The sequence below is a fragment of the Streptomyces sp. NRRL S-495 genome, from assembly GCF_000966955.1.
GTDB classification, from domain to species: domain Bacteria; phylum Actinomycetota; class Actinomycetes; order Streptomycetales; family Streptomycetaceae; genus Kitasatospora; species Kitasatospora purpeofusca.
In genome coordinates this window covers 1-26,629 of the sequence record NZ_JZWY01000359.1, presented here as the reverse complement: position 1 = coordinate 26,629, position 26,629 = coordinate 1, and the positions used below count along the sequence as shown (strand labels likewise).

The following is a 26,629-nucleotide window of genomic DNA, read 5'->3' as shown; positions in this document are numbered from 1 at the left end:
GCCCGGACGGGGACGGTCGCCACCCTGGCCGGCCGGAGCACCCGGACGCGCGCCAGGCGCGCCGGGACGACGGTCGCCGGGGCGGGCCATACCGGTGGCACTGCCCGAGGTGAACGGGTTGTTGCCCGGACGCGGACCGGCCGGACGCGGGCCCGGACGGGCGCCACTGCCGGCGGCGGGAGCACCGGCGGCGGGGCCACCGGCGGAGCGCGGGGCCTGGGTGGCCGGGCGCGGAGCCTCGGTCTCACCGGACACGGGGGCCGGCGAGGAGAACTCGGCCGCCGGAGCGGCCGGGGCCGCAGCCGCGGGACGCGGCGCCGGGCGCGGGCCCGGTGCCGGAGCACCGGCCGGCTTGGACGCGGCGGCGGGCGCGGCCGGAGCCGCGGGGGCCGCGGCCGCAGGGGTCGGACGGGGACCGGGGGTCGCGCTGGGGCGCGGACCCGGGGTCGGTGCACCCGGCTTGGGTGCGCCCGCGGCCGAACCGGCCGAGGGCTGGGGCGCCGCGGGCTTCCGCGGGCCCGGCTTGGCAGCAGAGCCACCACCGGTGGGGGCAACGCCAAGCGCGTCAGTCAACTTGCGCACGACCGGCGCCTCGATCGTCGAGGACGCCGAACGGACGAACTCGCCCAGCTCGGTGAGCTTGGCCATGACGGCCTTGCTCTCCAAACCAAGCTCCTTGGCGAGCTCGTAAACCCGGACCTTAGCCACTTCACTCCTGTCTTGAGTCCGGGGGTCTCGTCCGCCGGACTGTCGCTACTTCATGGGCGTACCCATCGCGTACTCATCGCGTACTCATCGAGTGCTCATCGCAATCTCGACCTACTTCCACATCGCGAGGTACCTGACTGGTGGCACGACGTACGGCTGCCCGTGCGCCGTGCTTGTTGCGGTGGTTCTCCGCCGCGCGAGCGGCGCGCTGTCACGGGGAGCTGTCGCTCACCCGCTCCTCGATGAACTCACGGAGCCGCTCGGTGTCGAGCGCGCCCTGGAGCCGGAAGGCCCGGGGGAACGCCCGTCGGCGGACCGCGAGGTCGAGACAGGCCGGTTCGGGATGCAGATGCGCTCCCCGGCCCGGCAGTGCGCCACGTGGATCAGGGACGCAGACGCCCTCGACCGCCGTGACACGCAACAGCTGGTGCTTGGCCGCGCGCTTGCGGCAGCCCACGCAGGTGCGTTCCGGGCGTGCTCGGACATGCGTCCGGCCAGACGAAGGCAAGTCTACCCCTCCGGAGGGACATGGCGCCGCCCCGCCGATTCCGGGGGGAACGGCGGGGGGCTCCGACAACAACGACTACTCGGCCGGGGACTCCGGCTCGGCGCCCTCGGTGTCCGGTCGGATGTCGATCCGCCAGCCCGTCAGACGGGCGGCCAGACGGGCGTTCTGCCCTTCCTTGCCGATCGCCAGCGACAGCTGGTAGTCCGGCACGATCACCCGTGCGGAGCGCTGCGCCAGGTCGACGATCTCCACACTCGTCACCCGAGCGGGGGACAGCGCCGCGGCGACCATCTCGCGCGGGTCCTCCGACCAGTCGACGATGTCGATCTTCTCGCCGTGCAGCTCGCCCATCACCGCGCGCACCCGGGCACCCATCGGGCCGATGCAGGCGCCCTTGGCGTTCAGCCCCTGGCGGCGCGACCAGACCGCGATCTTCGTCCGGTGGCCGGCCTCACGGGCGATCGCGGCGATCTCCACACTGCCGTCCGCGATCTCCGGGACCTCCAGCGCGAACAGCTTCCGGACCAGGTTGGGGTGGGTACGCGACAGCGTCACCGACGCCCCACGGACACCCCGGCGCACGGCCACGACGTAGCACTTCAGCCGGGTGCCGTGGCGGTAGTCCTCGCCCGGGACCTGCTCCTGCGGCGGCAGGATGGCCTCCAGCTTGCCGATGTCGACCAGCACGTTCTTCGGGTCGTTGCCCTGCTGGACGACACCGGTGACGATGTCGCCCTCCTTGCCCGCGTACTCGCCGAAGGTCTGGTCGTCGGCGGCGTCGCGCAGCCGCTGCATCATGACCTGCATGCCGATGCTGGAGGCGATCCGGCCGAAGCCGCTCGGGGTGTCGTCGAACTCCTTCGGCTCGACGCCCTCGTCCAGCTCCGACGCGTCCTCGGTGGCCCAGACCGTCACATGGCCGGACTGGCGGTCCAGCTCGACCCGGGCGCGGCGGCGCGAGCCCTCGGTGCGGTGGTACGCGGTGAGGAGGGCCGACTCGATCGACTCGACCACGAGGCCGAAGGGGATGTTCTTCTCGCTGACCAGCGTGCGCAGGGCACTCATGTCGATGTCCACGGCTACGCCTCCTCGTCTTTCGTCACGTTCTTCATGGTGCGGTCGGTGCGCAGGTCGTCACTCCGCACCGTCGTCCCCCTCTTCGAGCAGCTCGTCGAGCTGCTCGTCGTCCTTGCGGTTGAACTCCACCTGGACGCGAGCACGGGCGACCTCGGCGTACTCCAGTCGGCGCTCCTTGGCCCGGCCGCGGCCCTTGACCGGCTGCACCTCGACCAGGGCGCCGTCCTCGTCGGCCGACAGCACCCGGGCGACGATCTCCCCGCCGTCGACCAGGTGGATCTTGGCCAGCCGGCCCTCGGCGCGGATCCAGTGCCGGGGCAGGTCCAGCGGACGCTCCGCACCCGGCGAACCGACCTCCAGCACGTAGGCGCCGGAACCCATCACGTCCGACTCGTCCAGGGCCTCGCCGACCAGCCGGCTGAACTCGGCAACGGTGTCCAGGTCCACGCCGCCGTCGGCGTCCACGTCGATCTGCACCTGGCGGCGGCTGCCCGCCTGGGTGACCTTGACGTCCTCCAGGTCCAGGCCCGACTGCGCGGCCAGCGGCTCCAGCAACGCACGCAGCCGGTCGATGTGGGTGGTGCTCATCCGGGTGGACTCCTCGGCCGCGTCTGCTGTTGTCGGAAGGTCGCACCGCACCCACCGGCGCCGTTCCGGCGCGCGGCCGGGTCGCGGCAGCTCGGCCCAAAGCCTAGCCGGTGAACCGCCCAACCACCGATTCCGCCCCCGGCAGCGCCACCCCCGCCCGGCCCGGTGCGAGCAAGCTCACACGGGCCGCCCGCGCCCGCCGGGAGGGCAATCCACGCCCACACAGGTGAGGATTCTGTAATCATTCACGCCAGCGAGGGCAGGCCGTCCTCCCGTACCCGCCCCGGAGTGACACCCATGCAGCCGCGCAGCCGCCGGACCTTCCTGGCCCTCGGGCTGCTCCTCGTCGGCGGAGCGCTGACCGCCTGCACCGACACGCACCCCCAGGACCCGGGCCGCCCGGCCGGGGACCACCGCCGCCCCGACCCCGACGAGCCGGTCCGCCGGCGCGCCCTCGACGCCACCGACGCCCTGCTGGCCGCCTACGACGCGCTGCTCCCACAGGCCCCCCAGCTCCAGCCGCTGCGCGAGGACGTCGCCCGCCACCGCGCGGCCCTGGACACCGCCACCCCCGCGCCGACAGCCTCCACCGGCACCCCGGGCGTCACCGCTTCCGGCACCACCCCCGGCGCCACCGCGTCCACCACGGCCGCCACCGCACCCACCACCGCCGCGCTGGCCTCCCTCGAACGCCAGACCGCCCAGGCCCGGCTGGCCGACCTGGGCGCCGCCTCCCCGCCGCTGGCCCGCCTGCTGGCCTCGGTCTCCGCAGCCGGCGTCCTGCACGCCGTGGCCCTCGGCGACGCCACCCCGGCCGCTGCCGCCGCCCCGGCACCGTCCGCCTCCGCGTCGCCGTCCGCCTCCGCCTCCGCGTCCGCGTCCCCGTCCGCCGGCGGCACGGCCGCCCCCTTCCAGGACGCCCTCGGCGCCGAGCACGCCGCCGTCTACGGCTACGGCGTGGTCGGTGCCCGCCTCTCCGACGACGGGCAGCGCACCGCGGCCCGTACCGCCCTGGCCGCCCACCAGGCCCGCCGCGACGCCTGGCAGCGCCTCCTCGCCGGCGGCGGCGCCACCCCCGACCCGGCGGCCGCCGGCTACCGGCTCCCCTTCCCGGTCACCGACGCGGCCTCCGCCGGCCGCCTCGCCGCCCACCTGGAAACCCGCCTGACCACCGTCTACGCCGACCTGGTCGCCGCCGTCCCCACCCCCCAGCGACCGCTGGCCGCCGACGCCCTGCGCGAATCCGCCCTCCGCGCCCACCAGTGGGGCGCCGCCCCCACCGCCTTCCCCGGCATCACCGACACCCCCGCCGGGACGAGTACCCCCACCCCGTAGCCGGAGCCGGTCCCGCGCTCCGCCCCAGCGGCCCCCGGCCCTCCCATCACCGACAATGGAGGCGTACCACCACGGGGGAACCGCTACCGAAAGGCCGGCATGTCGGCAGCAGCACCAGGGCAGATCACCGTCCCCGACCGGCTCGCGCGGAACGTCACCGCCGTGCGCCCCGAGGAGGCGGAGCGCTGGCTGGCCGCCCTCCCCGCCCTCGTCACCGCCGAACTGGCCCGGCTGCACCTCACCCTGGACCGCGTCCTGGACCCCGGCGGCTCGCTCGCCCTGGTCGCCTACGTCCACCGCGACGACGACCTCGCCCCGGCCGTCCTCAAGGTCTCCCTGCGCACCCCCGGCACCGCCCACGAGGCCGAGGCCCTCACCGCCTGGGCCGGCCGCGGCGCCGTGCTGCTCCTCGACACGGCGGCCCCCGACCCCGGTACCACCGTCCTCCTCCTGGAGCGCCTGCACGGCGAGATCCCGCTGCGCTCCCTCGCCGAGCCCAAGGCGATGCTGGAGGCCACCAGCCTGCTGCACCGGCTCTGGACCCCCGTACCCCCGGAGCACGCCTTCCCCGGCCTCCCCGCCCCCTTGCCCTCCGCCCCGTCGCCCTCCGCCACCGCCCCGGGCCTCCCGGCCGAGGCCGAACCCCTGCTCGCCGAGGCCCGGGAGACCGCCGCCGCGCTCGCCGCCTCCGCGACCGAGGAGTTCCTGCTGCACGGCGACTTCCACCACGGCAACGTGCTCGCCGCCGACCGCGCGCCCTGGCTCGCGATCGACCCCCGGCCGCTGGTCGGCGAACGCGCCTACGACCTGGCCCGCCTCACCCTGGACCGGGCCGACACCCTGGTCGGCTCCCCCGGCCTCCCGGCCGCCGTCCGCCGCCGGCTGCACCAGCTCGCCGAAGCGCTGGAGGTGGACCGCGACCGCCTCCGCGGCTGGACCCTGGTCCGCGCCGTCGACCTCGCCGGCGCCGCCCTCGCCACGGGCCGCCGCGCCGACGCCGAGCTCTACCTGGAGTTCGCCGGCGCGCTCTGAGCCACGTCCGCGCCGCCCGCCCCGCGCAACGGCAGCGGAGCCCCCATCACCGCGTAGCGCCGCTCCGTGTTCGGGAAGTGCACGGCCCGCGCGAGGTCCCGGTAGCCCAGCGAGCGGTAGAGCCGACGGGCCGGCGTCTCGGCGTCGATCGCGGAGAGGATGCTGCGGTCCGCCCCCGACCGCGCGGTCAGCGTCCGGATCAGCGCGGAGCCGACGCCGCGTCCTTGGAACTCCGGCAGCACATGCAGTTCGGTGACGGCGAAGACGCCGTCCAGCCAGGCCCCGTGCCCCCGGGCGACCAGATAGGGCTCGATCACCGTGCTCCACCAGTGGTCGCGCCGGTTCGGCATCCCGTACCCGAAGCCGACCAGCCGACCGCCGCTGACCGCCCCGAGCGCGATCACCCCGGGCTGCTGGGCGTGCCGTCCGACGATGTGGAGCCGGACCATGACCTCCTCGGGCGTGAGCCCGAAGGCCACCGCCTGGACGTCGAGCGCCTGCGGAGCCCATGCCGCGAGGTCGATGGCCTCGATCCTCACCCCGGCCGGCCCAGTCACCCCGGTCACCCCGCCATCACCCCAGTCACCCGTTCCATGCCCCGGACGTTACCGCCCGGCCACCCGCCACGCGGCCCGCACCGGCAACCCGGCGAACGGCGGCCGGTCCACCGTCAGAACAGCACGCTCATGAAGGCCCCGACCTCGCGGAACCCCACCCGCCGGTAGGAGGCCCGCGCCCGCAGGTTGTAGTCGTTGACGTACAGCGACACCACCGGCGCGACCTCGCGCAGCGCGACCTCCAGCACCGCGGCCATCCCGGTCTCGGAGAGCCCCTGCCCCCGGTGCCCGGGCGCGACCCAGACCCCCTGGATCTGGCAGGCGCCCTCGGTGACGGCCCCGATCTCGGCCTTGAACACGACCTCGCCGTCCTCGCCGAAGCGGGCGAACGAGCGTCCGGTGGTGACGAGTTCGGCAACCCGGGCCTGGTAGAGCAGCCCGCCGTCACCGGCCATCGGCGAGACGCCGACCTCCTCGGTGAACATCGCCACGCAGGCCGGCATCAGGATGTCGACCTCGTCCCGCCGCACCCGCCGGACCAGCGGGTCCGGGGCGATCTCGGCGGACGGCACCGTGGTGGCGAGCAGCGGCTGGTGCGCCCTGACCTCGCGGGCGGGCCCCCAGCTGCGCTCCAGCAGCGCCCACAGGGCCGCGGTCGGCCCGGCCGGGCCGACGATGGAGGAGCAGCGGCGCCCCTGTCTGCGGGCGCGTTCGGCGAAGGCCTGGACGGCCTGCGGGCCGGCCTCCACCAGGACCAGGTTGGCCCCGGCGTAGCAGAGCGCGTCGAGTTCGCCGTGCTCGTCGTACCAGCCCCACATCTCGCCGCCGAGCCGCCAGGGGTCGAGGCCGACGGCCTCCACCCGGGTGGCCACGAAGGCGTTGGCGACGGGGTCGCGCTGGAGGACGGCGAGGGCGTCGGCGAGGTCCGGCGGTTCCAGCACGCGGGTGGTCGCCAGGGCGCGGGCGGCCTGGAACGAGCTGGGGAGCATCACACCTCGATCGAGCATCGAGACAGCACCTTACTGAGACGACGGTGGCCGCACCCTACTCCCTGCCCCCACCCGGGCACGGCCGCGGGGCCGTCCGCGTACGGACGGCCCCGCTTCCGGAAGAACAGCGCGGACCTACCCGGCACCGGGGTGGGTCACTCGCCGGCGGTGACGGTCGGCGCGCCGGACTCGACGCCCTCCGACTCCATCTGCTCGGCGATCTTGAACGCCTCCTCGATCAGGGTCTCCACGATCTTGGACTCGGGGACGGTCTTGATGACCTCGCCCTTGACGAAGATCTGGCCCTTGCCGTTGCCGGAGGCGACCCCGAGGTCGGCCTCGCGGGCCTCGCCCGGGCCGTTGACGACGCAGCCCATGACCGCGACGCGCAGCGGCACGTTCATGCCCTCCAGGCCGGCCGTGACCTCCTCGGCGAGCTTGTAGACGTCCACCTGGGCGCGGCCGCAGGACGGGCAGGAGACGATCTCCAGACCGCGCTGGCGCAGGCCGAGCGACTCCAGGATCTGGTTGCCGACCTTGATCTCCTCGGCCGGCGGGGCGCTCAGCGAGACCCGGATGGTGTCGCCGATGCCCTCGGCGAGCAGCGCGCCGAAGGCGACCGCGGACTTGATGGTGCCCTGGAAGGCGGGGCCGGCCTCGGTGACACCGAGGTGCAGCGGGTAGTCGCAGGCGGCGGCGAGCTGGCGGTAGGCGTTGATCATCACGACCGGGTCGTTGTGCTTGACCGAGATCTTGATGTCGCGGAAGTCGTGCTCCTCGAACAGCGAGCACTCCCAGAGCGCGGACTCGACCAGAGCCTCGGGGGTCGCCCGGCCGTACTTCTCCAGCAGGCGCTTGTCGAGCGAACCGGCGTTGACGCCGATCCGGATCGGCACCCCGGCGCCCTTGGCGGCCTTGGCGATCTCGCCGACCTTGTCGTCGAAGGCCTTGATGTTGCCCGGGTTGACCCGGACCGCGGCGCAGCCGGCGTCGATCGCGGCGAAGACGTACTTCGGCTGGAAGTGGATGTCGGCGATCACCGGGATCTGCGACTTCCTCGCGATGATCGGCAGCGCGTCCGCGTCGTCCTGGGACGGGACGGCGACCCGCACGATCTGGCAGCCGGAGGCGGTGAGCTCCGCGATCTGCTGCAGGGTGGCGTTGATGTCCGAGGTCAGCGTGGTGGTCATGGACTGCACCGAGACGGGCGCGTCGCCGCCGACCGGCACGTTGCCGACCATGATCTGACGGGAGACCCGGCGCTTGGCGAGCGGCTTGAGCGGCAGAGACGGAATACCGAGCGAGATCGCGGTCATGTGCGCAGGGTTCCCCGGGGTCGATGTGTGGTCGGCCCGGCCGCTGGGACGACCGAACCCGGGCGCGCCGACGATCGCGCGCCCGGGCTCCAACGGTACGGCACGGGAACGGGCGTCCGCGCACCCACCGGCCGACCGCTCTAACTGATCTTGACCGGGTTCACCAGGTCGGCGACCAGCACCAGCAGGGTAAACCCGATGAACACGCTGGCCACCACGTACGCGAGCGGCATCAGCCGGGCCACGTCGAACGGACCGGGGTCGGGGCGGCGGAACAGCCGTGCGAACCGGCGGCGGACCGACTCCCAGACCGCGCCCGCGATGTGGCCGCCGTCCAGCGGCAGCAGCGGCAGCATGTTGAAGAGGAACAGCGAGAGGTTGATCCCGGCGAGCAGGTTGACGAAGTAGGCGACCCGCTGGGTGCCCGGGATGTCCAGCGAGAACACCTCGCCGCTCACCCGGGCCGCGCCGACCATGCCGATCGGGGAGTCCGCCTCGCGCGGGGCGCCGTCGACCACCGAGTGCCACAGCCCCGGGATCTTGCCGGGCAGCGCGGCCAGCGACTCCACGCCGTGCTCCGCCATGTCGTACATCCGGTCGACGGACTGCCCGAGGCCGAGCCGGACCACGCCCGTGGTCGGGGTGAAGCCGAGGAAGCCGGCCCGCACCGTCTCGCCCTTGACCGGCAGGCCCTCGGCGTCGTACTTCTGCACGTCGTTGACGGCGATCGTCGGTTCGAGGGTCAGCCGCTGCCCGTCGCGCTCGACCACCAGCTCGACCTTCTTGCCGGCCGACTTCCGGATGTCGCCCTGGAGCTGCTCGTAGTTGCCGATCCGGTCGCCGTCGAAGGACACCACCCGGTCGCCCGGCCGGAGCCCGGCCTGGAAGGCGGGCGCCGCCGGGGCGTCCGCCGGACAGGTGTCGGTCGCCTGGCCGGCCTTGACCACGCACTCCGAGACGGTGCCGATGGTCGGCACCGCCATCGAGACGCCGAAGCCCATCATCACGGTCAGGAAGAGCCCGAACGAGAGCAGCAGGTTCATGAACGGCCCGGCGAACATGACGATCACGCGCTTCCACGGCTTGCGCGTGTAGAACAGCCGGGACTCGTCGCCCTCCTTCACCTCCTCGTAGGAGGCCTCCCGGGCGTCCTCGATCATGGACCGCCAGGGCGAGGTCGAGCGCTGGGTGATCCGCCCGTCCGCACCGGGCGGGAACATCCCGATCATCCGGATGTACCCACCCAGGGGGACCGCCTTGAGGCCGTACTCGGTCTCGCCCTTCTTCCGCGACCAGACCGTCGGCCCGAAGCCGACCATGTACTGCGGCACCCGAATGCCGAACAGCTTGGCCGTGGAGAGGTGGCCGAGCTCGTGCCAGGCGATCGAGAAGAGCAGTCCCAGTACGAAGACCAGGATGCCGACCACCGTCATCACCGTTGCCACCGCTGCGCCTCCGTCATGCCGCTCCGATCGTCCTGTCGTCGTACCGGTCCTCCGCGCGGGACCGTCCGGACGGCCCCGCCCCGGTGGTGCTGCCCGTCCGGGCGGACCGTCAGCCCGCCGCCAGCTCGCGGGCCCGGGCGCGCGCCCAGTCCTCCGCGTGCAGGACGTCCTCCACCGTCAGCGAAGTTCCCCCGGCCGGGGCACCGTGCTCGGCCACGACCTTCGCAACAGTGTCCACGATCCCGGTGAAGGCGAGGCGGCCCTTCAGGAAGGCCTCCACACACTCCTCGTTCGCGGCATTGAACACGGCCGGGCAGGTACCGCCCAGGGTGCCGACCTCGCGGGCCAGCTCGACCGCCGGGAAGGCCTCGTCGTCCAGCGGGAAGAACTCCCAGGTCGCGGCCTTCGTCCAGTCGCAGCCCGGAGCCGCGTCCGGGACCCGGTCCGGCCAGCCCAGGCCCAGCGCGATCGGCATCCGCATGTCCGGCGGACTCGCCTGCGCCAGCGTGGAACCGTCCGTGAACTCCACCATCGAGTGCACGACCGACTGCGGATGGACCACGACCTCGATCCGGTCGAACGGCACGTCGTAGAGCAGGTGGGCCTCGATCACCTCCAGGCCCTTGTTCACCAGGGTGGCCGAGTTGATCGTGACGACCGGGCCCATCGCCCAGGTCGGGTGCGCCAGCGCGTCGGCGGGGGTCACCCCGGCCAGCTCCGCCCGGCCGCGGCCGCGGAACGGGCCACCGCTCGCGGTCACCACCAGCTTGCGGACCTCGGCCCGGGTGCCGCCGGCCAGCGCCTGGAACAGCGCGGCGTGCTCGGAGTCCACCGGGACGATCTGCCCCGGCCGCGCCACCGCCTTCACCAGCGGGCCGCCCACGATCAGCGACTCCTTGTTGGCCAGCACCAGCACCCGGCCGGCCCGCAGCGCCGCCAGCGTCGGACCCAGACCGATCGACCCGGTGATGCCGTTCAGCACCGAGTGGCACTCCATCGCCGCCAGCTCGGTCGCCGCGTCCGGACCGGCCAGCACGGTCGGCAGCGGCCCGCCCGCGGCCTTCGCCGCCAGCGCCTCGCGCAGCGCGGGCTCCGCCGCCGGATCGGCCACCGCCACGGTGCGCACACCCAGCCGGACCGCCTGCTCGGCGAGCAGGTCGACCCGGCCGCCGGCCGCCGACAGGGCCACCACCCGGAACCGGTCGGGATTGCGGAGCACCACGTCGATGGCCTGGGTGCCGATCGAACCGGTGGAGCCGAGGATCACCAACTCCCGGGGGCCGGAGGGGTCGGTCACCTCGGGGGTGAACCGCAGCTGCGGGTGGGCGAGCGAAGTCATGCGCCCATTGTGGCCTGCCCGACACCCTCCCCCGCACCACGGGTTCCCCCGATCCCCCGCACCGGTTCGCCGGACCCGCCGCACCGGTTCCCCAGGACGGCGCCCCCGCCCCGGGCTAACGTCGGAGCCATGCGCATCGTCATCGCCGGGGGCCACGGACAGATCGCCCTCCGACTGGAACGGCTGCTCGCCGACCGGGGCGACCGGCCCGCCGGAATCGTCCGCCGCCCCGAACACGCCGAGGACCTCGCCGCCGCCGGCGCCGAACCGCTGCTGCTCGACCTGGAGCGACCTGGAGGCCGCCGCCGCACCGGAACTCGCCCGGCTGCTCGACGGCGCCGACGCCGTGGTGTTCGCCGCCGGCGCCGGACCGGGCAGCGGCGCCGCCCGCAAGCTCACCGTCGACCGGGACGCCGCCGTCCTGCTTGCCGACGCCGCCGAACTCGCCGGCGTCCGCCGCTACCTCATCGTCTCCTCGATGGGCGCCGACGCCGAGGCCGAGTACCCCGCCGACGAGGGCTTCCAGACCTATCTGCGGGCCAAGGGCGCCGCCGACGACGCCGTCAGGTCCCGCCCCGGCCTGGACTGGACGGTACTGCGCCCCGGCCGCCTCACCGACGGACCCGGCACCGGACTGGTCCGGCTCGCCCCCGGCCTCCCGCGCGGCGCCGTCGACCGGCAGGACGTCGCCGCCGTGCTCGCCGCCCTGCTGCACGAACCCGGCACCGCCGGACGGACCCTGGACCTGCTCTCCGGCGACGCCACCGTCGCCGAGGCCGTCGCGGCCGCAGCCGGCCGGGACTGAGCGCTCCCCCGGCACCCCGGGTACGCCGAAGGGCCCGACCGCGCGGCCGGGCCCTTCGTCAGCACGTGTCTCAGAGGTCCAGGCCGCTGAGGACCATGACCTTCTCGACCGTGTAGTCGTCCATCGCGTACTTGACGCCCTCACGGCCGACGCCGGAGTCCTTGACGCCGCCGTACGGCATCTGGTCGGCACGATAGGACGGCGCGTCGCCGATGATCACACCGCCGACCTCCAGCTCCCGGTGGGCGCGGAAGGCGGTCTGCAGGTCGTGCGTGAACACGCCCGCCTGGAGGCCGAACGGCGAGTTGTTGACGGCGGCGAAGGCCTCGTCCACACCGTCCACCCGGTGCAGCGACAGCACCGGGCCGAACACCTCGCAGGTCGCCAGGATCGCGTCCGCCGGCAGCTCGGCCAGCACGGTCGGGGCGTAGGTCGCGCCCTCGCGGGTACCGCCGGCGAGCAGCTTCGCGCCCTTGGCCACCGCGTCGTCCACCCAGGACTCGACCCGCTTCGCGGCGTTCTCGTCGACCAGCGGGCCGACGTCCGTGGCGTCGTCGTTCGGGTCACCGGTGACCTGGTCGCCCACCTTGGCGACGACCTTCTCCACCAGCGCGTCGTAGACCGAGGCGTCGGCGATCACGCGCTGCACCGAGATGCAGGACTGGCCGCCCTGGTAGTTGGCGAACATCGCGATCCGGGTGGCCGCCCAGTCCAGGTCCGCCTCGGAGGACCAGTCGGCGAGCACCACGGCCGCGGCGTTGCCGCCCAGCTCCAGGGTGGTGTGCTTGCGCGGCACCGAGTCCATGATCTGGTAGCCGACCTTGTCCGAACCGGTGAAGGAGATCACCGGCAGTCGCGGGTCCTGCACCAGGGCCGGCATCCGGTCGTTCGGGACCGGCAGAACGCTCCAGGAACCGGCCGGCAGGTCGGTCTCGGCCAGGATCTCGCCCAGCACCATGGCCGACAGCGGGGTCGCCGGGGCCGGCTTGAGGATGATCGGCGCGCCGACCGCGATCGCCGGGGCGACCTTGTGGGCGACCAGGTTCAGCGGGAAGTTGAACGGGGCGATGCCCAGCACCACACCGCGCGGGAAGCGGCGCACCAGCGCGAAACGGCCCACGCCGCCCGGGTCGGTGTCCAGCCGCATGGTCTCGCCGTTGGTCCGGCGGGCCTCCTCGGCGGCCCAGCGGAACACCGAGACGGCACGGCCGACCTCGCCGCGGGCCCACTTGATCGGCTTGCCGTTCTCCGCGGTGATCAGCTGGGCGATCTCCTCGGTGCGCTCGGCCAGCCGCCGGGCCACGTGGTCCAGGGCGGCGGAACGCACATGCGCCGGGGTCGCGGCGAACACCGGCAGCGCGGCGACGGCGGCCTCCAGGGCCTCCTCGACCTGCGCCTCGGTGGGGATGCTCACCTTGCCGACCAGGCGGCCGTCCCAGCTGTTGTGCACCTCGAAGTCGGCATCGCCGCTCGCCCGGCGGCCGGCCAGCCAGAAATCGTACGTGGTGGTCACCGTGGTACCGGCCTCTCCTCGTCGTCGTCAGGACCCCACGGACGTGGAGCCGCAATCGAGGGTAGGGCGGCCGACGCACCGACCGGATTGGACACGGAGTAGCGTTCACCCGCGCGCCCACTCCACCGCGTCCAGCCGGATCGGCTGTGACTACTCCTCGCCCGAGCGCAGGGCCAGCCAGAGCTCCATCCGGACGTCCGTGTCGTCCAGCGACCGCCCCAGCAGCTCCTCGACCCGCCGCATCCGGTACCGCAGGGTGTGCCGGTGCACTCCGAGATCGGCCGCCGCCGCGTCCCACTGCCCGTGCCGCGACAGCCAGGCCCGCAGCGAGGCCACCAGATCGCCGCGCGCCGTCCGGTCGTGGTCCCGCAGCGGCCGCAGCAGCCCCTCGGCGAAGGCCGTCACGGCGTCCTCCCCGAGCAGCGGCAGCAGCGAGCCCGCGCCGACCTCCTCGTGGTCCACCGAGCGCCGCCCCCCGCGCAGCGCCACCGCCAGCGCCCGCTCGGCCTGCGCGTGCGCCGTCCCGGCGTCCTCCAGCGCGGCCGGCGCCGACACGCCCAGCGACAGGCCCTCGTGCTCCTCCACCACACCCAGGCACGCCCGGTGCACCGCGCCGTTGTCCAGCGCCAGCACCATCAGCCTCGGACCGTGCGCGCCGTCCTCCCGCGCCACCAGCAGCTTCTCGCCGACCCGCGAACCCGCCTGCTCGGCCCGGTCGCCCAGCTCGCCCAGCGACTCCCCGGCGTCCACCCCCTGGCCCGCCCCGGCCACCAGCACCCGGACCGTTCCCTCCGGCAGCCCGCCGAACAGGCCCGCCGCCACCTGCCGCGCCGTCGCCACCTCCCCGGCCAGCACCATCCGCAGCAGCGCCGCGCCCATCCGCTCCTCGGCCTGCCGCAGCTCCCGCGACCGCTCCAGGGTCAGCGTCAGCAGCGCCACCGCCGCGTTCAGCACATAGCGCTCGGTCGGCGTGATCCGGTCCTCGGTGCCCACCGCCAGGAACCCGCGCGCCCGCCGGTCCGCACCCAGCGACTGGACCACCACGTAGTCCTCGTCCGCCGTGTCTATCCCCGGCGCCCGGCCCTGCAGCGCGGCACTCGACGGCGCCGGACGCCGCCGCAGCCGGTCCACCTCCGCCGCCAGCCGCCCGGCCCGGCGCGCCGCCCAGTCCGGCGCCACCACCGACAGCGCGCCCGAACCGTCGTACAGCGCCGCCCAGCCGCCCAGCCGGGCCGCCAGCCGGCGCACCACCGCCGTCGTGCCGTCCTTGCCCAGCGCGGCCCGGGTCAGCTCCTCCTGCGCCTCGAAGCTGGTCGTCACCGCCTCGTACTGCTCGGCCGCCAGCGCCGCCGACACCACCTTGCTGATCGCGATGAACGGCGTCGGCTCCGGCACCCGCAGCAGCGGCAGCCCGCGCTGCGCCGCCGCGTCCACCAGCGGCTGCGGCACCTCCGTGTGCGACAGCCCCACCCCGAGCCCCAGCCCGACCACCCCCGCGTCGGCCAGCCGGTGCACGTACGCCTGCAGCCGGGCGGCCGTGCGGCCCAGCTTGATACCGGTGGTGAGCAGCAGCTCACCGCCTTCGAGGAAGGGCGTCGGGTCGTCCAGCTCACTGGTGTGCACCCAGCGGACCGGCCGCTCCAAATGGTCCGCACCGGCGAGGACCGTCAGATGGAGCGAGGTGTTGCGGACGACGGAGGCAAGTGTGGGGGGCATGGCACCTTCGGGGGAGCGACGCGACCGCGCCATTGCGGCCGGGCGGGGAGAGGGCTGGGAGTCCAGGGGGATCCCCACTTCTCATTATGGACGCTCCGGACAACCGGCACTGCCGAATCCACCTCGAAGGCGAGCTTCGACGGCCCGCCTCAGCCCCGGAGGTCCACCAGCAGCGGCGGCACCTGCTCCCCCGACACCGCCGTCAGCGACACCACCGCGTGCCCCGCCGGCAGGGCGTGCGCCAGGTCGGACGGCGACCAGCGCAGCCGCTCCACCTCCCGGGTGGTCACCGACTCCGTCTGCGCCGTCGTCCCCGACAGCGCCTTGCGCCCCAGCCGCCCGGCCCGCCGCACGATCCCGCCCGAGGTGTCCGGGGCCAGCGTCACCGCCGTCTCGCGGACCAGGTGGGTGCCCCAGGCCTCCGAGAACAACCGCCCGTCCCAGGGTGCGATGCCCGGGAACGCCGCCCGGCAGCCCACCGCCCCGAACAGCGGCGCCCGCAGCGCCTCCGGCAGGTCCACCAGGGTGCGCAGCAGCAGCACCACCCCGGCGTTCGCCCCGCGCAGCCGCTGCAGACCGCGCACGATCCCGGCGTCCAGCGCCGCCGAGGCGTCGTCCACCACCAGGCCCGCGAACAGCGAACGGTCCCCGCGCGACCCGGCCGCCTGCACGAACTGCCCCACCAGCAGGCGCGACAGCATCCGCGCCACCTCCGGATGACTGCGCTCCGGCAGCTTCACCCGCACCCGCAGCGGATGGTCCAGCACCCGCATCGCGAACGGCGGCCGGCCCGTGCCGTCGGTCGCGAACGCCCCCTCGAAGGCCGGCCGGTCCAGCAGCGCCAGCCGGTCCGCCAGCAGCGCCCCCGGATCGTCCGCCCGGCCGCGCTGGTGCTCCCGGTACTCGAGGTCCCGCTCGAAGGAGCCCAGCCGCTCGGCCGCCCGCAGCCCCTTCACCAGGGCCTCCAGCGACTCCGGATCACCGGCGAGCAGCGCCCGCAGCTCGCGCACGCCCGGGTAGCGGCCGAACGCGGCGTGGAACGGGCCGACCATCTGCTGCAGGGCCGTCCGGGCGGTCTCGGCGCGCGCGGTCAGCTCGTCCGGCAGCAGTGCCTCGGCCAGCCGGGCCGCCGCCTCGTCCGGGTCCTGGGCCGCGCCGTAGAGGTCCAGCCCGTAGCGGGACGCGGGGTCGCCCGGGGCGATCACCACGTCGTACCAGGCGTCCGGCCCCAGGTCCGCGTCCGTCGCGCCGATCACCACCGCGCACGCCGTCCCGGCCAGCGCCTGCAGGCACAGCGCCTCGGCCACCGGGCGGGCCAGCCGCGCCGTCTTCCCCGTCCCGGCCGGGCCCACCGCCAGCAGCGAGGTGCCCAGCACCACCGGGTCCAGCGCGAACCCGGCCGACCGGTGGGTCAGCGGGTTCTTCGGCACGTCCTGCGCGGTACCGAGCCGCACCTGGCCCAGCAGCAGGTCGTGCCGCTCCGCCCGGCCCGGCAGTTCGCGCGCCTCCGAGGGGTGCGCGAACGCGGCGGCGCCGCGCAGCGACACCTGCTCGACGAAGGCCGGCAGGAAGGCCGGGTCGGCCTGGGCCGACTCCCAGGCCCGCCGGATCCGCACGTAGTCGACGTCCCCGACCGCCTCACCGTCCAGCCGCCCGGCCGCGACGGCGGCCCCGCCCTGCCGCAGCACCGTCCACGGATCCCGCTGCCGGGCCGCCTCCGACTGCTCCTCCTCCGTGGCCGGCGCCTCCTCCGTCACCGTCCGCGACAGCAGCGGCAGGGCGTAGCGCCGCCACACCTCCGGCCACCGGCCCATCCGGCCGAAGACCTTGATGACGACGGCGAGGACAAGGGCATTGACCGACAGTCCTACCACCGTGACCGCAGTCGAGGACGGATGATCCACCCACACGGTCAGGACGATGAGGCGCAGTGCGAGCTGCGTCCCGTAGACAAAGGCCAACCACCCCACCACCGCGTTCAGCCCCGCCCGCAGGAGCAGCGGCCAGGTCGGGACCTTGGCGGCCTCCGCCCGGTCGGGGTCGAGCTGCCGGTGGTCCTGGCGGAAGACGCCCGGGTCGGCCTCGGGCCGCGGGGCCGAGGCCCAGGCGGCGAGGTCGAAGGGCACGCGGGCCGGGGGACGCGGGTGCGGCATCGGGGTGCGGGGAGTGGCGGTGGTCCGCTCGTCGTGGCTCCGTGCCCCGTCCAGTCCCATCTACGGCCCCGTTCCCTCGCCCGCCGGCCCGACCGCCGTCGGTGCCGCCCATACCCATGCCACCGCCCCGGCGACACGCCCGCGCTCAATGTAGTGGAGCGGAGCCTCCCGGTAGCGGCTCCGCCCGGGCTGGCCGCCCCGGACAAGTCGGACGGCGCAGTGCTACCGAGTGGCGCATGCCTGCCCGGGGAACGCCCCCGTAGCCTGCGAACTACCGAGCCGAGAAGTCTGGAGAAACCCATGAGCGCCGCAACGCCGCTCCCGCAGGAGCGCCGCCTGGTCACCGCGATCCCCGGTCCGAAGTCGCAGGAGCTGCAGGCCCGCAAGCTGGGTGCGGTGGCGGCCGGCGTCGGCACCACCCTGCCGGTGTACGTGTCCCGCGCCAACGGCGGCGTGCTGGAGGACGTGGACGGCAACTCGCTGATCGACTTCGGCTCCGGCATCGCCGTGACCAACGTCGGCAACAGCGCCGAGGCCGTGGTGGCCAAGGCCTCCGAGCAGCTCGCCGCCTTCACGCACACCTGTTTCATGGTGACCCCGTACGAGGGCTACGTCGCCGTCGCCGAGCAGCTCAACGAGCTGACCCCGGGCGACCACGACAAGCGCACCGCGCTGTTCAACTCGGGCGCCGAGGCGGTCGAGAACGCGGTGAAGATCGCCCGCGCGTACACCAAGCGCACCGCCGTCGTGGTGTTCGACCACGGCTACCACGGCCGCACCAACCTCACCATGGGCATGACGGCGAAGAACATGCCGTACAAGCAGGGCTTCGGTCCGTTCGCCCCCGAGGTCTACCGGGTGCCGGTGGCCTACCCCTACCGCTGGCTGACCGGTGCCGAGAACTGCGCCGCCGAGGCCGCCGCGCAGGCGATCGACATCATCAACAAGCAGATCGGCGCCGAGAACGTCGCCGCGATCATCATCGAGCCGATCCAGGGCGAGGGCGGCTTCATCGAGCCGGCCAAGGGCTTCCTGCCGGCCATCGTCGAGTACGCGAAGGCCAACGGCATCGTCTTCGTCGCGGACGAGATCCAGACCGGCTTCTGCCGCACCGGCCAGTGGTTCGCCTGTGACGACGAGGGCATCGTCCCGGACCTCATCACCACCGCCAAGGGCATCGCCGGCGGTCTGCCGCTGGCCGCGGTGACCGGTCGCGCCGAGATCATGGACGCCGCGCACGCCGGCGGCCTGGGCGGCACCTACGGCGGCAACCCGGTGGCCTGCGCGGCCGCGCTGGGTTCCATCGAGACCATGAAGGAGCTGGACCTCAACGGCAAGGCGCAGCGGATCGGCGAGGTCATGCTGGGCCGCCTGCGGGCGATCCAGGAGAAGTACGCCGACTCCGACCGGGTCCGCGTCGGCGAGGTCCGCGGCCGCGGCGCGATGATCGCCGTCGAGCTGGTCAAGCCGGGCGGCAAGGAGCCGCACCCGGAGGCCACCGCGGCCATCGCCAAGGCCTGCCACGCCGAGGGCCTGGTCGTGCTGACCGCCGGCACCTACGGCAACGTGCTGCGCTTCCTGCCGCCGCTGGTCATGCCGGAGCACCTGCTGAACGAGGGCCTGGACATCATCGAGGGCGCCTTCGCCACCGTCTGATCCGGCCCGCGGCCCCGAGGCCGCGCCCGAAGACCCGCCGGAGGGATGTCCGGACAGCGCCGAACGGCCCGCGGGGACCTCAGTCCCCGCGGGCCGTTGGGTTTCGAACCCGGTGTGACGCCCCCGGCGCGGACGGTGAAGATGGTGTGCGGAATCGCTGAAGCTCCTCGGCCGTGCAAGGACCTTGACGTAGTGTCATCACAGATGGACAGCGAGCCCCAGCCATGGGCGGAGCCGTCCGCGGCGTCGCCCCAGGGGGCGGCTCCGCGCGAGGGCCGCGAGGACAACCAGGCCGTCCCGTACGGGGCGGTGCACACCGAAAGCCGATCGACCGGCCGTCCGGCCCACACCCCCCGGGACGCACGGAACGGCGATCATCAGGGCCGCCCCGGAGCTCTCCCCCCTGCTCCGGGGCGGCTGCCTCGCGTCCTCGCCCGGCCGGCGGTGCCGGCGCTCCTGGCCCTGGTGCTCCTGCTGGTGTCCTGGCAGGTCGCCGTGGACGGACCGCTGCTGGAGCTGGACCACTGGGCCCGGCACGCCGTCCGGGAGACCCGGCACGCGCTGCACAGCACTCTGCTCAACCACCTCGGCAAGGCGTTCTCCGACCTGGGCGGGGGCTCGGTGGCGGTGCCGGTGCTGCTGCTGGGCGGGGCGGTCGCCGCCCGGCGGGAGTTCCGGGCGGGGTTCGCCCGGTGGTGGCTGCCGGTGCCGGTGGTGGTGCTGACGGCCGGGCTGATCCCGCTGCTGGTGGTGCCGGCGAAGGCCTGGTTCGCCCGGCCGGGCCCGTTCGGGCTGCCGCTGGCGGCGGACCAGTGGGGCTGGTACCCGTCCGGCCACACCGCGACCGCCACGCTCGGGTACGGGGTGGCGGCCCTGCTGCTGGCGCGGACGGCCGCGCCGCGCGGGCGGCGGGCGCTCGCCGCCGCGGCGGCGCTGCTGGCCGCGGGCGTCGGACTGGGGCTGGTGTGGAGCGACTACCACTGGCTGCTGGACGTGGTGGCCAGCTGGTGCCTGGGCGGCCTGGTCCTGTGGACGCTGGCCCGGTGGCCGCTCACCGGCCGCCCGTCCGCGCGCCGACGGCGCCCGGAGCACTGAGGCCCCGAACCCCGGGCCCGGGCCGTGAACGCCGGGCCGTGCCGCCCGGGGCTCAGCCCTCGGCCGGCTCCTCGTCGTTGCGGTGGACGTGGCCGGCCTCGCCGTTGTCACGGCGCCACTCGACGACCAGTTCGTCGCGGGCGCCGAAGCGGACCAGGTGACGGCCGACGACGTCCTCCAGTCCGGGCAGGTTCTCGGTCTCGCCCTCGACGGCGAGCAGCAGCGCGTCGGGGGTGGCCTCCAGCGTGGCGGTGCCAGCACCGAAGACGAGGGTGCCGTGACCGGTCTCCTCGGACCAGTCGGCCTTGATCTTGCGGCCCATGTGGGCGGCGAGCTGCTTGGCGTAGCGGGCGGAACGGTCGGTGGTGACGCGGGCTTCGGAGCGGGGCACGGGCCCTCCAGGTTCAGGGGAGGGAACTTAGGGTGCCCTCACTCGCCGTCTACGCTAACCCAGATACTGAGTCTTACTCAACATATTTCCGGACGCCCCCGGAGCGGCCGATACCCTTGGTCGAACACCTGCCGAGGAGAGCCGCCCATGACCACCACGCCGACCGACGACGCGGCGAGCTCCTCCCCCGGCACCAGCACCCCCGACGGTGCCGAGCAGAACAGCACCGAACAGGGCAGCACGGAACAGGGCACCGCCGAACAGGACACCGCCGCCGAGCTGGCCGATGCGATGACCCGGGCGATCAAGCGGATCCGCCGCCTCACCAGCGAGCGACTGGAGCCCTACGGCATCACCCCCGGCCAGGGCCGCGCCCTGCGCACCCTCGCGCACGCCCCCGGCTGCGAGCTCCCCGACCGGGCGATGCGGCTCAGTGACCTGGCGGACCGGCTGCACATCGCCCCCCGTTCGGCCACCACGGTGGTCGACGCGCTGGAGGAGGCCGGACTGGTGGAACGGACCCCGGACCCGGCCGACCGCCGGGCCGTGCGGATCCTGCTGACCGAGGCCGGCCGGTCGGCGGTGGAGCGGATCGGCCAGGTCCGCTACGAGGTCTCCCAGGAGTACTTCGGCGCGGTCAGCCCCGCCGACCAGGACGCGCTGCTGCGAGCGCTGCGGAGTGCCGAGGCCGCCTACGCGGCGACCACCGCGACCACCGCCGCGCCGCGCCGGACAGCGCCCCCGGGCGCAGCGCGGTGATCCCGATCCCGGCGATCACCAGCAGCGCGGCGACGGCGGCCACCGGGCCGACCGACTCGCCGAGCAGCAGCCAGGCCGAGGACATCCCGAACACCGGCACCAGCAGCGAGTAGGGCGCCACCGCGGTGGCGTCGTAACTGCGCAGCAGATAGCTCCAGGCGACGAAGCCGAACAGGGTGGAGACCAGCCCGACGTAGCCGATCGCGCCGAGCCCGGCGAGGTCGATCCCGCGCAGCGCGCGCAGGTCGGCCGCCGGGCCCTCGACCAGCAGCGAGAGGCCGAGCAGCGGCAGCGGCGGCACCGCGCTGACCCAGACCATCCAGCGCAGCGCGTCCGGCGGGGCGGCCTTGCGGGTCAGCACGTTGGACAGTCCCCAGGCGGCCGCCGCCAGCACGACCAGGACGAACGCGCCCAGCGGCCCGCCGAGGCCGCGGTCGACGGCGCTCAGCCCGATGCCCGCGAAGGCGACGCCCAGGCCGGTCAGCCGCTGGACGCCGGGACGCTCGCCCAGCAGCGCGCCGGCGAACAGCGCGGTGAACACCGCCTGCCCCTGGAGCACCAGCGAGGAGAGGCCGGCCGGCATCCCGGCGTGCATGCCCAGGAAGAGCAGGCCGAACTTCACCACACCGAGCACCACCCCGACCGCGAGCACCCAGCGCAGGGCGACCTTCGGCGGTCCCACGAAGAAGATCGCCGGGACGGCGACCACCGCGAACCGCAGGGCGCAGAACAGCAGCGGCGGGAAGTTCTGGAGCCCGATGTGGATGAGGACGAAGTTGAGGCCCCAGACGGCGGCCACCAGGACGGCCAGGCCGATGTGACGCGGACTCATGCTGCCGCCGCCCGGGGCGGCCTGCGGTGATGCGCTCATGGCACGAGGATGGCCGCCGGAACCGTGCAGCACCAGCGATGAGTTCTGAAGGCAACGCTTTAGCATTGCTGCATGATGGATCTGGGACGCCTGCGGGCGCTGCACGCGGTGGCCGTCCACGGCTCGGTCGGCGGGGCGGCCGCGGCCCTCGGTTTCACCCCGTCCGCCGTCTCCCAGCAGATCGCCAAGCTGGAGCGGGAGACCAGGACGGTGCTGCTGGAGCGCCAGGGCCGGGGCGTGGTGCTGACGGACGCGGCGCGCGAGCTGGCGGGTACGGCGCAGGCGGTGCTGGGGCTGGTGGAGCGGGCCGAGGTGCGACTGGAGGAGCAGCGCGGCCAGGCGGTCGGACGGCTGCTGGTGGCCGCCTTCGCGACCGGCGCGCGCGGACTGATGCCGGGAGTGCTGGCCGATCTGCGCGAGCGCTGCCCGGAGCTGGACGTGCGGCTGCTGGAGAGCGACCCGTACCCGGCGGCCGAGCTGGTGGCGCGCGGCGAGGTCGACCTGGCGCTCGTCCAGGACTGGCCGACGGTGCCGCTGCCGGTGCAGGAGGGGCTCGACCGGATGGACCTCGGGCCGGATCCGGTGGACCTGCTGCTGCCGGTCGGCCATCCGCTGGCGGAGCTCCCGGTGGTGCCGGTGGGCCGGCTGCGCGGGCAGCGCTGGACGAGCGTGCCGCCGGGCAACATCTGCCACGACTGGCTGGTCCGGACCCTGCGCGAGGCCGGCGAGGAGCCGGACGTGCACTACCGGGTCGGCGAGTTCGAGACCCAGATCGCCCTGATCGGGGCCGGTCTCGGCATCGGGCTGGTGCCCCGGCTGGGCCGGGGCGCGCTGCCGCCGGAGGTGGTGGCCCGGGCGGTGGCGCCGGAGCCGGCTCGGCGGGTGTTCGCGCTCTGGCGCTCCCAGGCCTCGCGCCGGCCGGCGATCACCGAGGCGCTGGACGCGATGCGGGCCCGCTGGGACGCCCGGAGCGGCTGACGGGACGCCCGGGGCGGCTGACCGAGGTGGCCGGGGCGGCTGACCGAGGTGGCCGGCCGGCGGACGCCCCCGCCGTGGCCTCCCGTCAGGAGGCGAAGCCGATCACCAGCCACATGAAGCCGACCCCGCCGAGGGTGCAGAGCAGGGTGGTGCGCGAGGGGTGCGGGCTGTGCGCCTCGGGGAGGATGTCGGAGGTCGCCAGATAGAGCAGGAATCCGGCGAAGAACCCCAGGTACAGCCCGAGCAGGTGCTCGGAGATGGTGAACAGCAGGGTGATCGCGGCACCGGTGACCGGCGCCAGCGCGTCGGCCGCCAGCAGGGCCAGCGCCCGCCGCTTGTTGTTCCCGTAGAGCCGGGTGATCGTGTACGTGTTGAAGCCGTCCGCGAAGTCGTGCGCGACCACCGCGATCGCCACCACCGTCCCGACCGTCGTACCGGCCTGGAAGGCCGCGCCGATCGCGAAGCCGTCCATGACGCTGTGGCCGACCAGGGCCATCGCGGCCGTCAGGCCCACTCCCTGGTGCCGCTCGGCGTCCGACCGGGAACGGCCGTGGGCATGGCCGTGGTTGTGGCCCCGGCCCTGCTCGGTCGACCGGTCCTGCTCGGTCGACCGGTCGTGGCTGGGACGGTGGCCGTGGCTGTGCTCGGCGTACTCCTCCTCGTGGCCGCGGTGGATCGCGACCGCCCGCTCGACGATGTGGATGGTCAGGAAGCCGGCCGCGAACATCAGCAGTGCCTGCGGCACCCCGTGGACCTCCTCGGGCGCCTGGCGCAGCGCCTCCGGCAGGAGGTCGAAGGCGACCACCCCGAGCATCAGCCCGGCGGCGAAGCCGAGCACCAGGTGCCGGCGGTCGCCGGTGCGCTGCGCGACCCAGCCGCCGATCAGCGTCATCAGGAACGCCCCCGCGGCCACCAGGACCGCGGTCACCGCTGCTCCACCGTGACGGTCCGTCCGTTCACTCGTCTCCCCCGTGTCCCGCCCGTCCCCGGGCCGACCGTCGGCCGGTGCCGGCCGGCCGTGTCCCCCAGCGTCGGACACCCCGCGCGCCGTCGCCCGCCGGGCAAGCCGTCGGGGTGAGGCGCCGGGGCGGGCCGTCGGGGCCGGCCGACGGCACCTGCTCCGAGCCGACCACCGTAGTGGATTCCCGGCCTCCCGGACCCCCTCCGGACGCGGGACCGTTCCTGATCACCCCCGCGGCCGGGCCCGCGCGGCTCAGTGCCCGGCGGCGAGCGACAGCCCGAGGTGGGTGTGCGTCAGCTCGCGGACGCCGTCCCCGTCGACCAGGTGGATGTGCCGGTGCCCGTCCTCCCCGGTGAGGTCGAGCGCCCCGTCGGTGAAGCGGCCGGTGGTCAGCCGCAGCCCGCGTTCGGCGGACTCCTCGCGGACCGCCTCCGCCAGGGTCCGGATCTCCTCCTCCCCCACCGGCCCCTCGCCCCGGGAGGCCCACACCACCCAGCGGCCGGGCAGCGCGCTGCCGACGGGCCCCTCACCGGTGGCCACCAGCCCGACCGGGCCGCGCAGCCGTACGCTCCACTGCCCGAGTCCGCCCCGGGTGAGCAGCTCACGGACCAGCTGGGCGAACTCGTTCGCCGAGAGGTCCGGCGCCGCCGGGACGGTGACCGCCGCCTGCGCGGCCGGTTCGACGCCCGCCCGGCCGTACGGGTCGGGGCTGACGGCGGCGTCGAGCTGGCGCAGCCGCACCAGTGCCTCGTCCTGCTCGGCGTCCGCGTAGACGCCCTCGCCGTCGGGCTCCTCGTCGGGGTCGGTGGGCGGCAGCAGCCTGGTGCGGGCCAGCGCGTCACGGTCCGCGTCCACGCTCACCAGGCAGAGCGGCCCAGCGCCGCCGGGCTCGCGCAGCCAGCCGTTGAGCACGACGCCGGCGAGGATCTCGTCGGTGTCGACGGCGTCGGCGGCCTGCAGTGCGCGCAGGGCCAGCCGGGCGACCAGCCGCAGGTAGTCGGAGGCCCGGTCGGCCGGCGGGCGCGGCACCGGGAGGACCTCGCCGTCCGGGGCGAGCCGGTAGCCGGTCAGCGAGGGCACGACGTCCAGCGGCGGCAGGTCGAGGTCGAGCACGGCGGTGCGGGTCAGTGGCCGGTAGACGGCACGACAGGGCGCCGGCAGGTCCCGGGTGTTGGTCTCGGCGGCGGCGAGGGCCCGCTCCAGCAGGGACTCGACGGCGGCCGGCTCGGCCTGCCGGTAGGCCCGGCGGCACTCCTCCAGGGAGTCGTTGTACTCGCGCACCGCCCGCGCCCGGGCCTGCTCGGCCTCGTCGTGGGCGCGCCGGGACTCGTCGACGGCGGGGCTGCCGGCCTCGGCCTGCCGGGTGCGCCACTCCCGCAGGGCCCGCTGGTGGGTCAGCCGGGCCTTGGCCAGTCCGCGCTGGTAGTCGGAGTCGAGCAGTCGGGGGACCGGGGGCCCGTCGGGGTCGGAGGCCGGCGGTTCGGCGGGTGCGTAGTCCTCCCAGCGCGGCTCCGGGTCCGCGCCGGCCGTCGCGGGCGGCGCGCCGTCCGGGTAGGGGCGCGGCTCGTAGCGGCGCAACTGGCTCTCGAAGTCCATGGCCGAGACCGGCAGGGCGGACCGCCGGAGCAGGTCGGCCAGCCGCTCGTGCTCGGCCTGGACGGTGAGCGTGCGGTGGTGGGTGAGCGCGGCGGCCCTGGCGTGGGCGGCGATGTCCTCGTCGCCGCCCGGGCCGAGCGGATCCGGGGCCGGGGCCGGCCGGGCGGTGGACGACGGCCCGTCGGGGACGCCCGGGGGGCGGCCGGACGGATCGTCCGCGGTCGGCTCCTCCACCCCGAGGTCGCGGAACACGGAGGCGAGGAAGCCCGGTTGGGGGGCGGTGACAGCACCGTCGGACTGGCCGTCTGCTGAGTACTGCATCGGTGGTCGTTCCCCCATGCTCGTCCGGCGCCTGCCCGGGGCGGTCGGCAGCCCCTCGGCGGCGAACCGGGGGTCCGCCCCGCTTCCGGACATTGTCCACCGAACGGGCGCACCGGTCAGCAAAGCCTCTCAGTTGGTCCGGGTGTTGGTCAGGTGCAGTCCGATGTAGCCGACATAGATCCGGCCACTGCCCGAACAGTCGTCCAGGTAGTGCAGCCGGGGCGCGGTGCGGCCGCCGCCGATCCGCAGGTGTGCCCCCATGAAGGCGCGTCTGGACGTGTCCACGCACTCCGGCACCGGGAGCATCCGCTCGCGCTTCCACTTGGCGTGGCTGTGGACCGTCCGCGACTCGCCGCGCACCGCCTTGCGGGGCGGGAAGCGGTGGCAGCCGGCCGGGGTCCGTTCGCACCACTGCTTGAAGTCGCCGCCCGCCCGGCCGCGGACCGCCGCCTCGGCGTACTCCTGGAGCGCGGTCAGACCGTCCCAGGTGAGCCGGGCCCAGCCCCCGCCGGCGCAGCGCAGCTCGTCGAGCGCGAGCGCGGCCTTCTGGTCGCCGGTGAAGGTGAGCAGCGGGAACTCGCCGAGCCGGTCCATCAGCTCGGTGAAGGTGAGCGGGATCCCGCCGTGGCCGCCGACCGGTCCGGTGCGCCGCCGCCCGGCCCGACGGGCGGCGGCGGGCAGAACGGGCTGGGACGGGACCGGTGGGACCGGGACGAACAACGTCGGCGGGAGCGGCACCGGTCCCCCGCCGGGTGCGGTGCAGAGCCGGCCGGCGGATCCGCGCCCCGCCCCGGGGCCGGCCGTCCGGCCGGGGAGCGGGCCGCCCGCGGTGAGGGCCTTCGGCTTGGGCCGCTCGCGACGGTGCTCCCGGCGGCCCTCGTGGCGCGCGGGGTGGGAGGCGTACGGGGGGTGGGCGGGGC

At 74.7% G+C, this 26,629-nt stretch carries 21 protein-coding genes and 3 pseudogenes; 7 read left to right on the top strand and 17 right to left on the bottom strand.

Features of this window, described 5'->3' with window-relative positions:
* The 4 genes from VR45_RS44245 to rimP form a co-directional block, all read right to left on the bottom strand.
* The coding region (locus VR45_RS44245; RefSeq protein ID WP_199925966.1) for a translation initiation factor IF-2 N-terminal domain-containing protein at positions 1-708 on the bottom strand (708 nt) is incomplete at its 3' end.
* A 211-nt stretch (positions 709-919) separates the two neighbouring features.
* Complete coding sequence (locus tag VR45_RS18895; RefSeq protein WP_045940966.1) at positions 920-1,165, bottom strand: YlxR family protein; 246 nt, start codon at positions 1,163-1,165, stop codon at positions 920-922.
* A 126-nt stretch (positions 1,166-1,291) separates the two neighbouring features.
* A complete protein-coding gene (nusA, locus tag VR45_RS18890) occupies positions 1,292-2,293 on the bottom strand; it encodes a transcription termination factor NusA (protein WP_030397733.1) in 1,002 nt (333 codons plus the stop codon).
* A 57-nt stretch (positions 2,294-2,350) separates the two neighbouring features.
* Positions 2,351-2,881 carry a ribosome maturation factor RimP gene (rimP, locus tag VR45_RS18885; RefSeq protein WP_045940965.1) on the bottom strand — a complete coding sequence of 177 codons (531 nt, stop codon included), beginning with the start codon at positions 2,879-2,881 and terminating at the stop codon, positions 2,351-2,353.
* Positions 2,882-3,178: 297 nt separating this feature from the next.
* Here rimP and VR45_RS50580 point away from each other — a divergent pair, with 297 nt between their 5' ends.
* Complete coding sequence (locus VR45_RS50580) at positions 3,179-4,216, top strand: ferritin-like domain-containing protein (protein WP_107084216.1); 1,038 nt, start codon at positions 3,179-3,181, stop codon at positions 4,214-4,216.
* Positions 4,217-4,315: 99 nt separating this feature from the next.
* Positions 4,316-5,248, top strand: coding sequence for an aminoglycoside phosphotransferase family protein (locus VR45_RS18875; protein WP_045940964.1), 933 nt, complete (start codon positions 4,316-4,318; stop codon positions 5,246-5,248).
* On the opposite strand, the gene VR45_RS18870 is transcribed toward VR45_RS18875, so the two are convergent.
* The 5 genes from VR45_RS18870 to dxr all read right to left on the bottom strand — a co-directional run bounded on the left by VR45_RS18870 (position 5,221) and on the right by dxr (position 10,894).
* Entirely contained in the window at positions 5,221-5,805 is a 585-nt protein-coding gene (locus tag VR45_RS18870) for a GNAT family N-acetyltransferase (RefSeq protein WP_234326041.1), read from the bottom strand. The two genes, VR45_RS18875 and VR45_RS18870, sit on opposite strands and share 28 nt — an antisense overlap.
* Before the next feature lie 113 nt (positions 5,806-5,918).
* Entirely contained in the window at positions 5,919-6,794 is an 876-nt protein-coding gene (locus VR45_RS18865; protein ID WP_045940962.1) for a GNAT family N-acetyltransferase, read from the bottom strand.
* A 155-nt stretch (positions 6,795-6,949) separates the two neighbouring features.
* Positions 6,950-8,110: a flavodoxin-dependent (E)-4-hydroxy-3-methylbut-2-enyl-diphosphate synthase gene (gene ispG / locus VR45_RS18860; protein WP_045940961.1), complete on the bottom strand. Its 1,161-nt coding sequence runs from the start codon at positions 8,108-8,110 to the stop codon at positions 6,950-6,952.
* A 140-nt stretch (positions 8,111-8,250) separates the two neighbouring features.
* Positions 8,251-9,555: a site-2 protease family protein gene (locus tag VR45_RS18855; protein WP_045940960.1), complete on the bottom strand. Its 1,305-nt coding sequence runs from the start codon at positions 9,553-9,555 to the stop codon at positions 8,251-8,253.
* 109 nt (positions 9,556-9,664) lie between these two features.
* Positions 9,665-10,894, bottom strand: a complete 1,230-nt coding sequence (gene dxr / locus VR45_RS18850) for a 1-deoxy-D-xylulose-5-phosphate reductoisomerase (RefSeq protein ID WP_045940959.1) — start codon at positions 10,892-10,894, stop codon at positions 9,665-9,667.
* 129 nt (positions 10,895-11,023) lie between these two features.
* On the opposite strand from dxr, the pseudogene VR45_RS18845 reads away from it, so the two are divergent.
* Positions 11,024-11,699: pseudogene (locus tag VR45_RS18845) on the top strand (NAD(P)H-binding protein).
* A 70-nt stretch (positions 11,700-11,769) separates the two neighbouring features.
* Here the strand turns inward: VR45_RS18845 and VR45_RS18840 are convergent.
* The 3 genes from VR45_RS18840 to VR45_RS18830 form a co-directional block, all read right to left on the bottom strand.
* Entirely contained in the window at positions 11,770-13,212 is a 1,443-nt protein-coding gene (locus VR45_RS18840; protein WP_045940958.1) for an aldehyde dehydrogenase family protein, read from the bottom strand.
* Between the two features lie 150 nt (positions 13,213-13,362).
* Positions 13,363-14,928 carry a PucR family transcriptional regulator gene (locus VR45_RS18835; RefSeq protein WP_045940957.1) on the bottom strand — a complete coding sequence of 522 codons (1,566 nt, stop codon included), beginning with the start codon at positions 14,926-14,928 and terminating at the stop codon, positions 13,363-13,365.
* A gap of 149 nt (positions 14,929-15,077) precedes the next feature.
* Positions 15,078-17,141, bottom strand: coding sequence for a hypothetical protein (locus VR45_RS18830; protein WP_052709201.1), 2,064 nt, complete (start codon positions 17,139-17,141; stop codon positions 15,078-15,080).
* Positions 17,142-17,381: 240 nt separating this feature from the next.
* On the opposite strand from VR45_RS18830, the gene gabT reads away from it, so the two are divergent.
* Positions 17,382-18,737: a 4-aminobutyrate--2-oxoglutarate transaminase gene (gene gabT / locus VR45_RS18825; RefSeq protein ID WP_045940956.1), complete on the top strand. Its 1,356-nt coding sequence runs from the start codon at positions 17,382-17,384 to the stop codon at positions 18,735-18,737.
* Between the two features lie 444 nt (positions 18,738-19,181).
* Positions 19,182-19,832, top strand: coding sequence for a phosphatase PAP2 family protein (locus VR45_RS18820; protein WP_045940955.1), 651 nt, complete (start codon positions 19,182-19,184; stop codon positions 19,830-19,832).
* Positions 19,833-19,884: 52 nt separating this feature from the next.
* Here VR45_RS18820 and VR45_RS18815 read toward each other — a convergent pair whose 3' ends face one another.
* Complete coding sequence (locus tag VR45_RS18815) at positions 19,885-20,223, bottom strand: DUF2218 domain-containing protein (protein ID WP_045940954.1); 339 nt, start codon at positions 20,221-20,223, stop codon at positions 19,885-19,887.
* A gap of 147 nt (positions 20,224-20,370) precedes the next feature.
* Here VR45_RS18815 and VR45_RS48750 point away from each other — a divergent pair.
* Positions 20,371-20,784 (top strand): annotated as a pseudogene (locus tag VR45_RS48750) (MarR family transcriptional regulator); the annotation flags it as partial.
* Positions 20,785-20,860: 76 nt separating this feature from the next.
* Here VR45_RS48750 and VR45_RS18805 read toward each other — a convergent pair.
* Positions 20,861-21,814, bottom strand: coding sequence for an EamA family transporter (locus tag VR45_RS18805; protein ID WP_045940953.1), 954 nt, complete (start codon positions 21,812-21,814; stop codon positions 20,861-20,863).
* Between the two features lie 111 nt (positions 21,815-21,925).
* Here VR45_RS18805 and VR45_RS18800 point away from each other — a divergent pair, with 111 nt between their 5' ends.
* Positions 21,926-22,831 carry a LysR family transcriptional regulator gene (locus tag VR45_RS18800; RefSeq protein ID WP_045940952.1) on the top strand — a complete coding sequence of 302 codons (906 nt, stop codon included), beginning with the start codon at positions 21,926-21,928 and terminating at the stop codon, positions 22,829-22,831.
* Positions 22,832-22,916: 85 nt separating this feature from the next.
* On the opposite strand, the gene VR45_RS18795 is transcribed toward VR45_RS18800, so the two are convergent.
* The 3 genes and pseudogenes from VR45_RS18795 to VR45_RS18785 form a co-directional block, all read right to left on the bottom strand.
* Entirely contained in the window at positions 22,917-23,759 is an 843-nt protein-coding gene (locus tag VR45_RS18795; protein ID WP_353612702.1) for a ZIP family metal transporter, read from the bottom strand.
* 285 nt (positions 23,760-24,044) lie between these two features.
* Positions 24,045-25,709 (bottom strand): restriction endonuclease, encoded by a 1,665-nt coding sequence (locus VR45_RS18790; RefSeq protein ID WP_045940951.1) that lies wholly within the window; start codon positions 25,707-25,709, stop codon positions 24,045-24,047.
* 129 nt (positions 25,710-25,838) lie between these two features.
* Positions 25,839-26,629, bottom strand: a pseudogene (locus VR45_RS18785) (hypothetical protein); the annotation flags it as partial.

Excerpts from the sequence above, each read along its gene's own strand:
- rimP (WP_045940965.1), bottom strand. The coding sequence starts at position 2,881 with ATGAGCACCACCCACATCGACCGGCTGCGTGCGTTGCTGGAGCCGCTG.
- VR45_RS50580 (WP_107084216.1), top strand. The coding sequence starts at position 3,179 with ATGCAGCCGCGCAGCCGCCGGACCTTCCTGGCCCTCGGGCTGCTCCTC.
- VR45_RS18875 (WP_045940964.1), top strand. The coding sequence starts at position 4,316 with ATGTCGGCAGCAGCACCAGGGCAGATCACCGTCCCCGACCGGCTCGCG.
- VR45_RS18865 (WP_045940962.1), bottom strand. The coding sequence starts at position 6,794 with ATGCTCCCCAGCTCGTTCCAGGCCGCCCGCGCCCTGGCGACCACCCGC.
- ispG (WP_045940961.1), bottom strand. The coding sequence starts at position 8,110 with ATGACCGCGATCTCGCTCGGTATTCCGTCTCTGCCGCTCAAGCCGCTC.
- dxr (WP_045940959.1), bottom strand. The coding sequence starts at position 10,894 with ATGACTTCGCTCGCCCACCCGCAGCTGCGGTTCACCCCCGAGGTGACC.
- VR45_RS18835 (WP_045940957.1), bottom strand. The coding sequence starts at position 14,928 with ATGCCCCCCACACTTGCCTCCGTCGTCCGCAACACCTCGCTCCATCTG.
- VR45_RS18830 (WP_052709201.1), bottom strand. The coding sequence starts at position 17,141 with ATGGGACTGGACGGGGCACGGAGCCACGACGAGCGGACCACCGCCACT.
- gabT (WP_045940956.1), top strand. The coding sequence starts at position 17,382 with ATGAGCGCCGCAACGCCGCTCCCGCAGGAGCGCCGCCTGGTCACCGCG.
- VR45_RS18805 (WP_045940953.1), bottom strand. The coding sequence starts at position 21,814 with ATGAGTCCGCGTCACATCGGCCTGGCCGTCCTGGTGGCCGCCGTCTGG.
- VR45_RS18800 (WP_045940952.1), top strand. The coding sequence starts at position 21,926 with ATGATGGATCTGGGACGCCTGCGGGCGCTGCACGCGGTGGCCGTCCAC.
- VR45_RS18790 (WP_045940951.1), bottom strand. The coding sequence starts at position 25,709 with ATGCAGTACTCAGCAGACGGCCAGTCCGACGGTGCTGTCACCGCCCCC.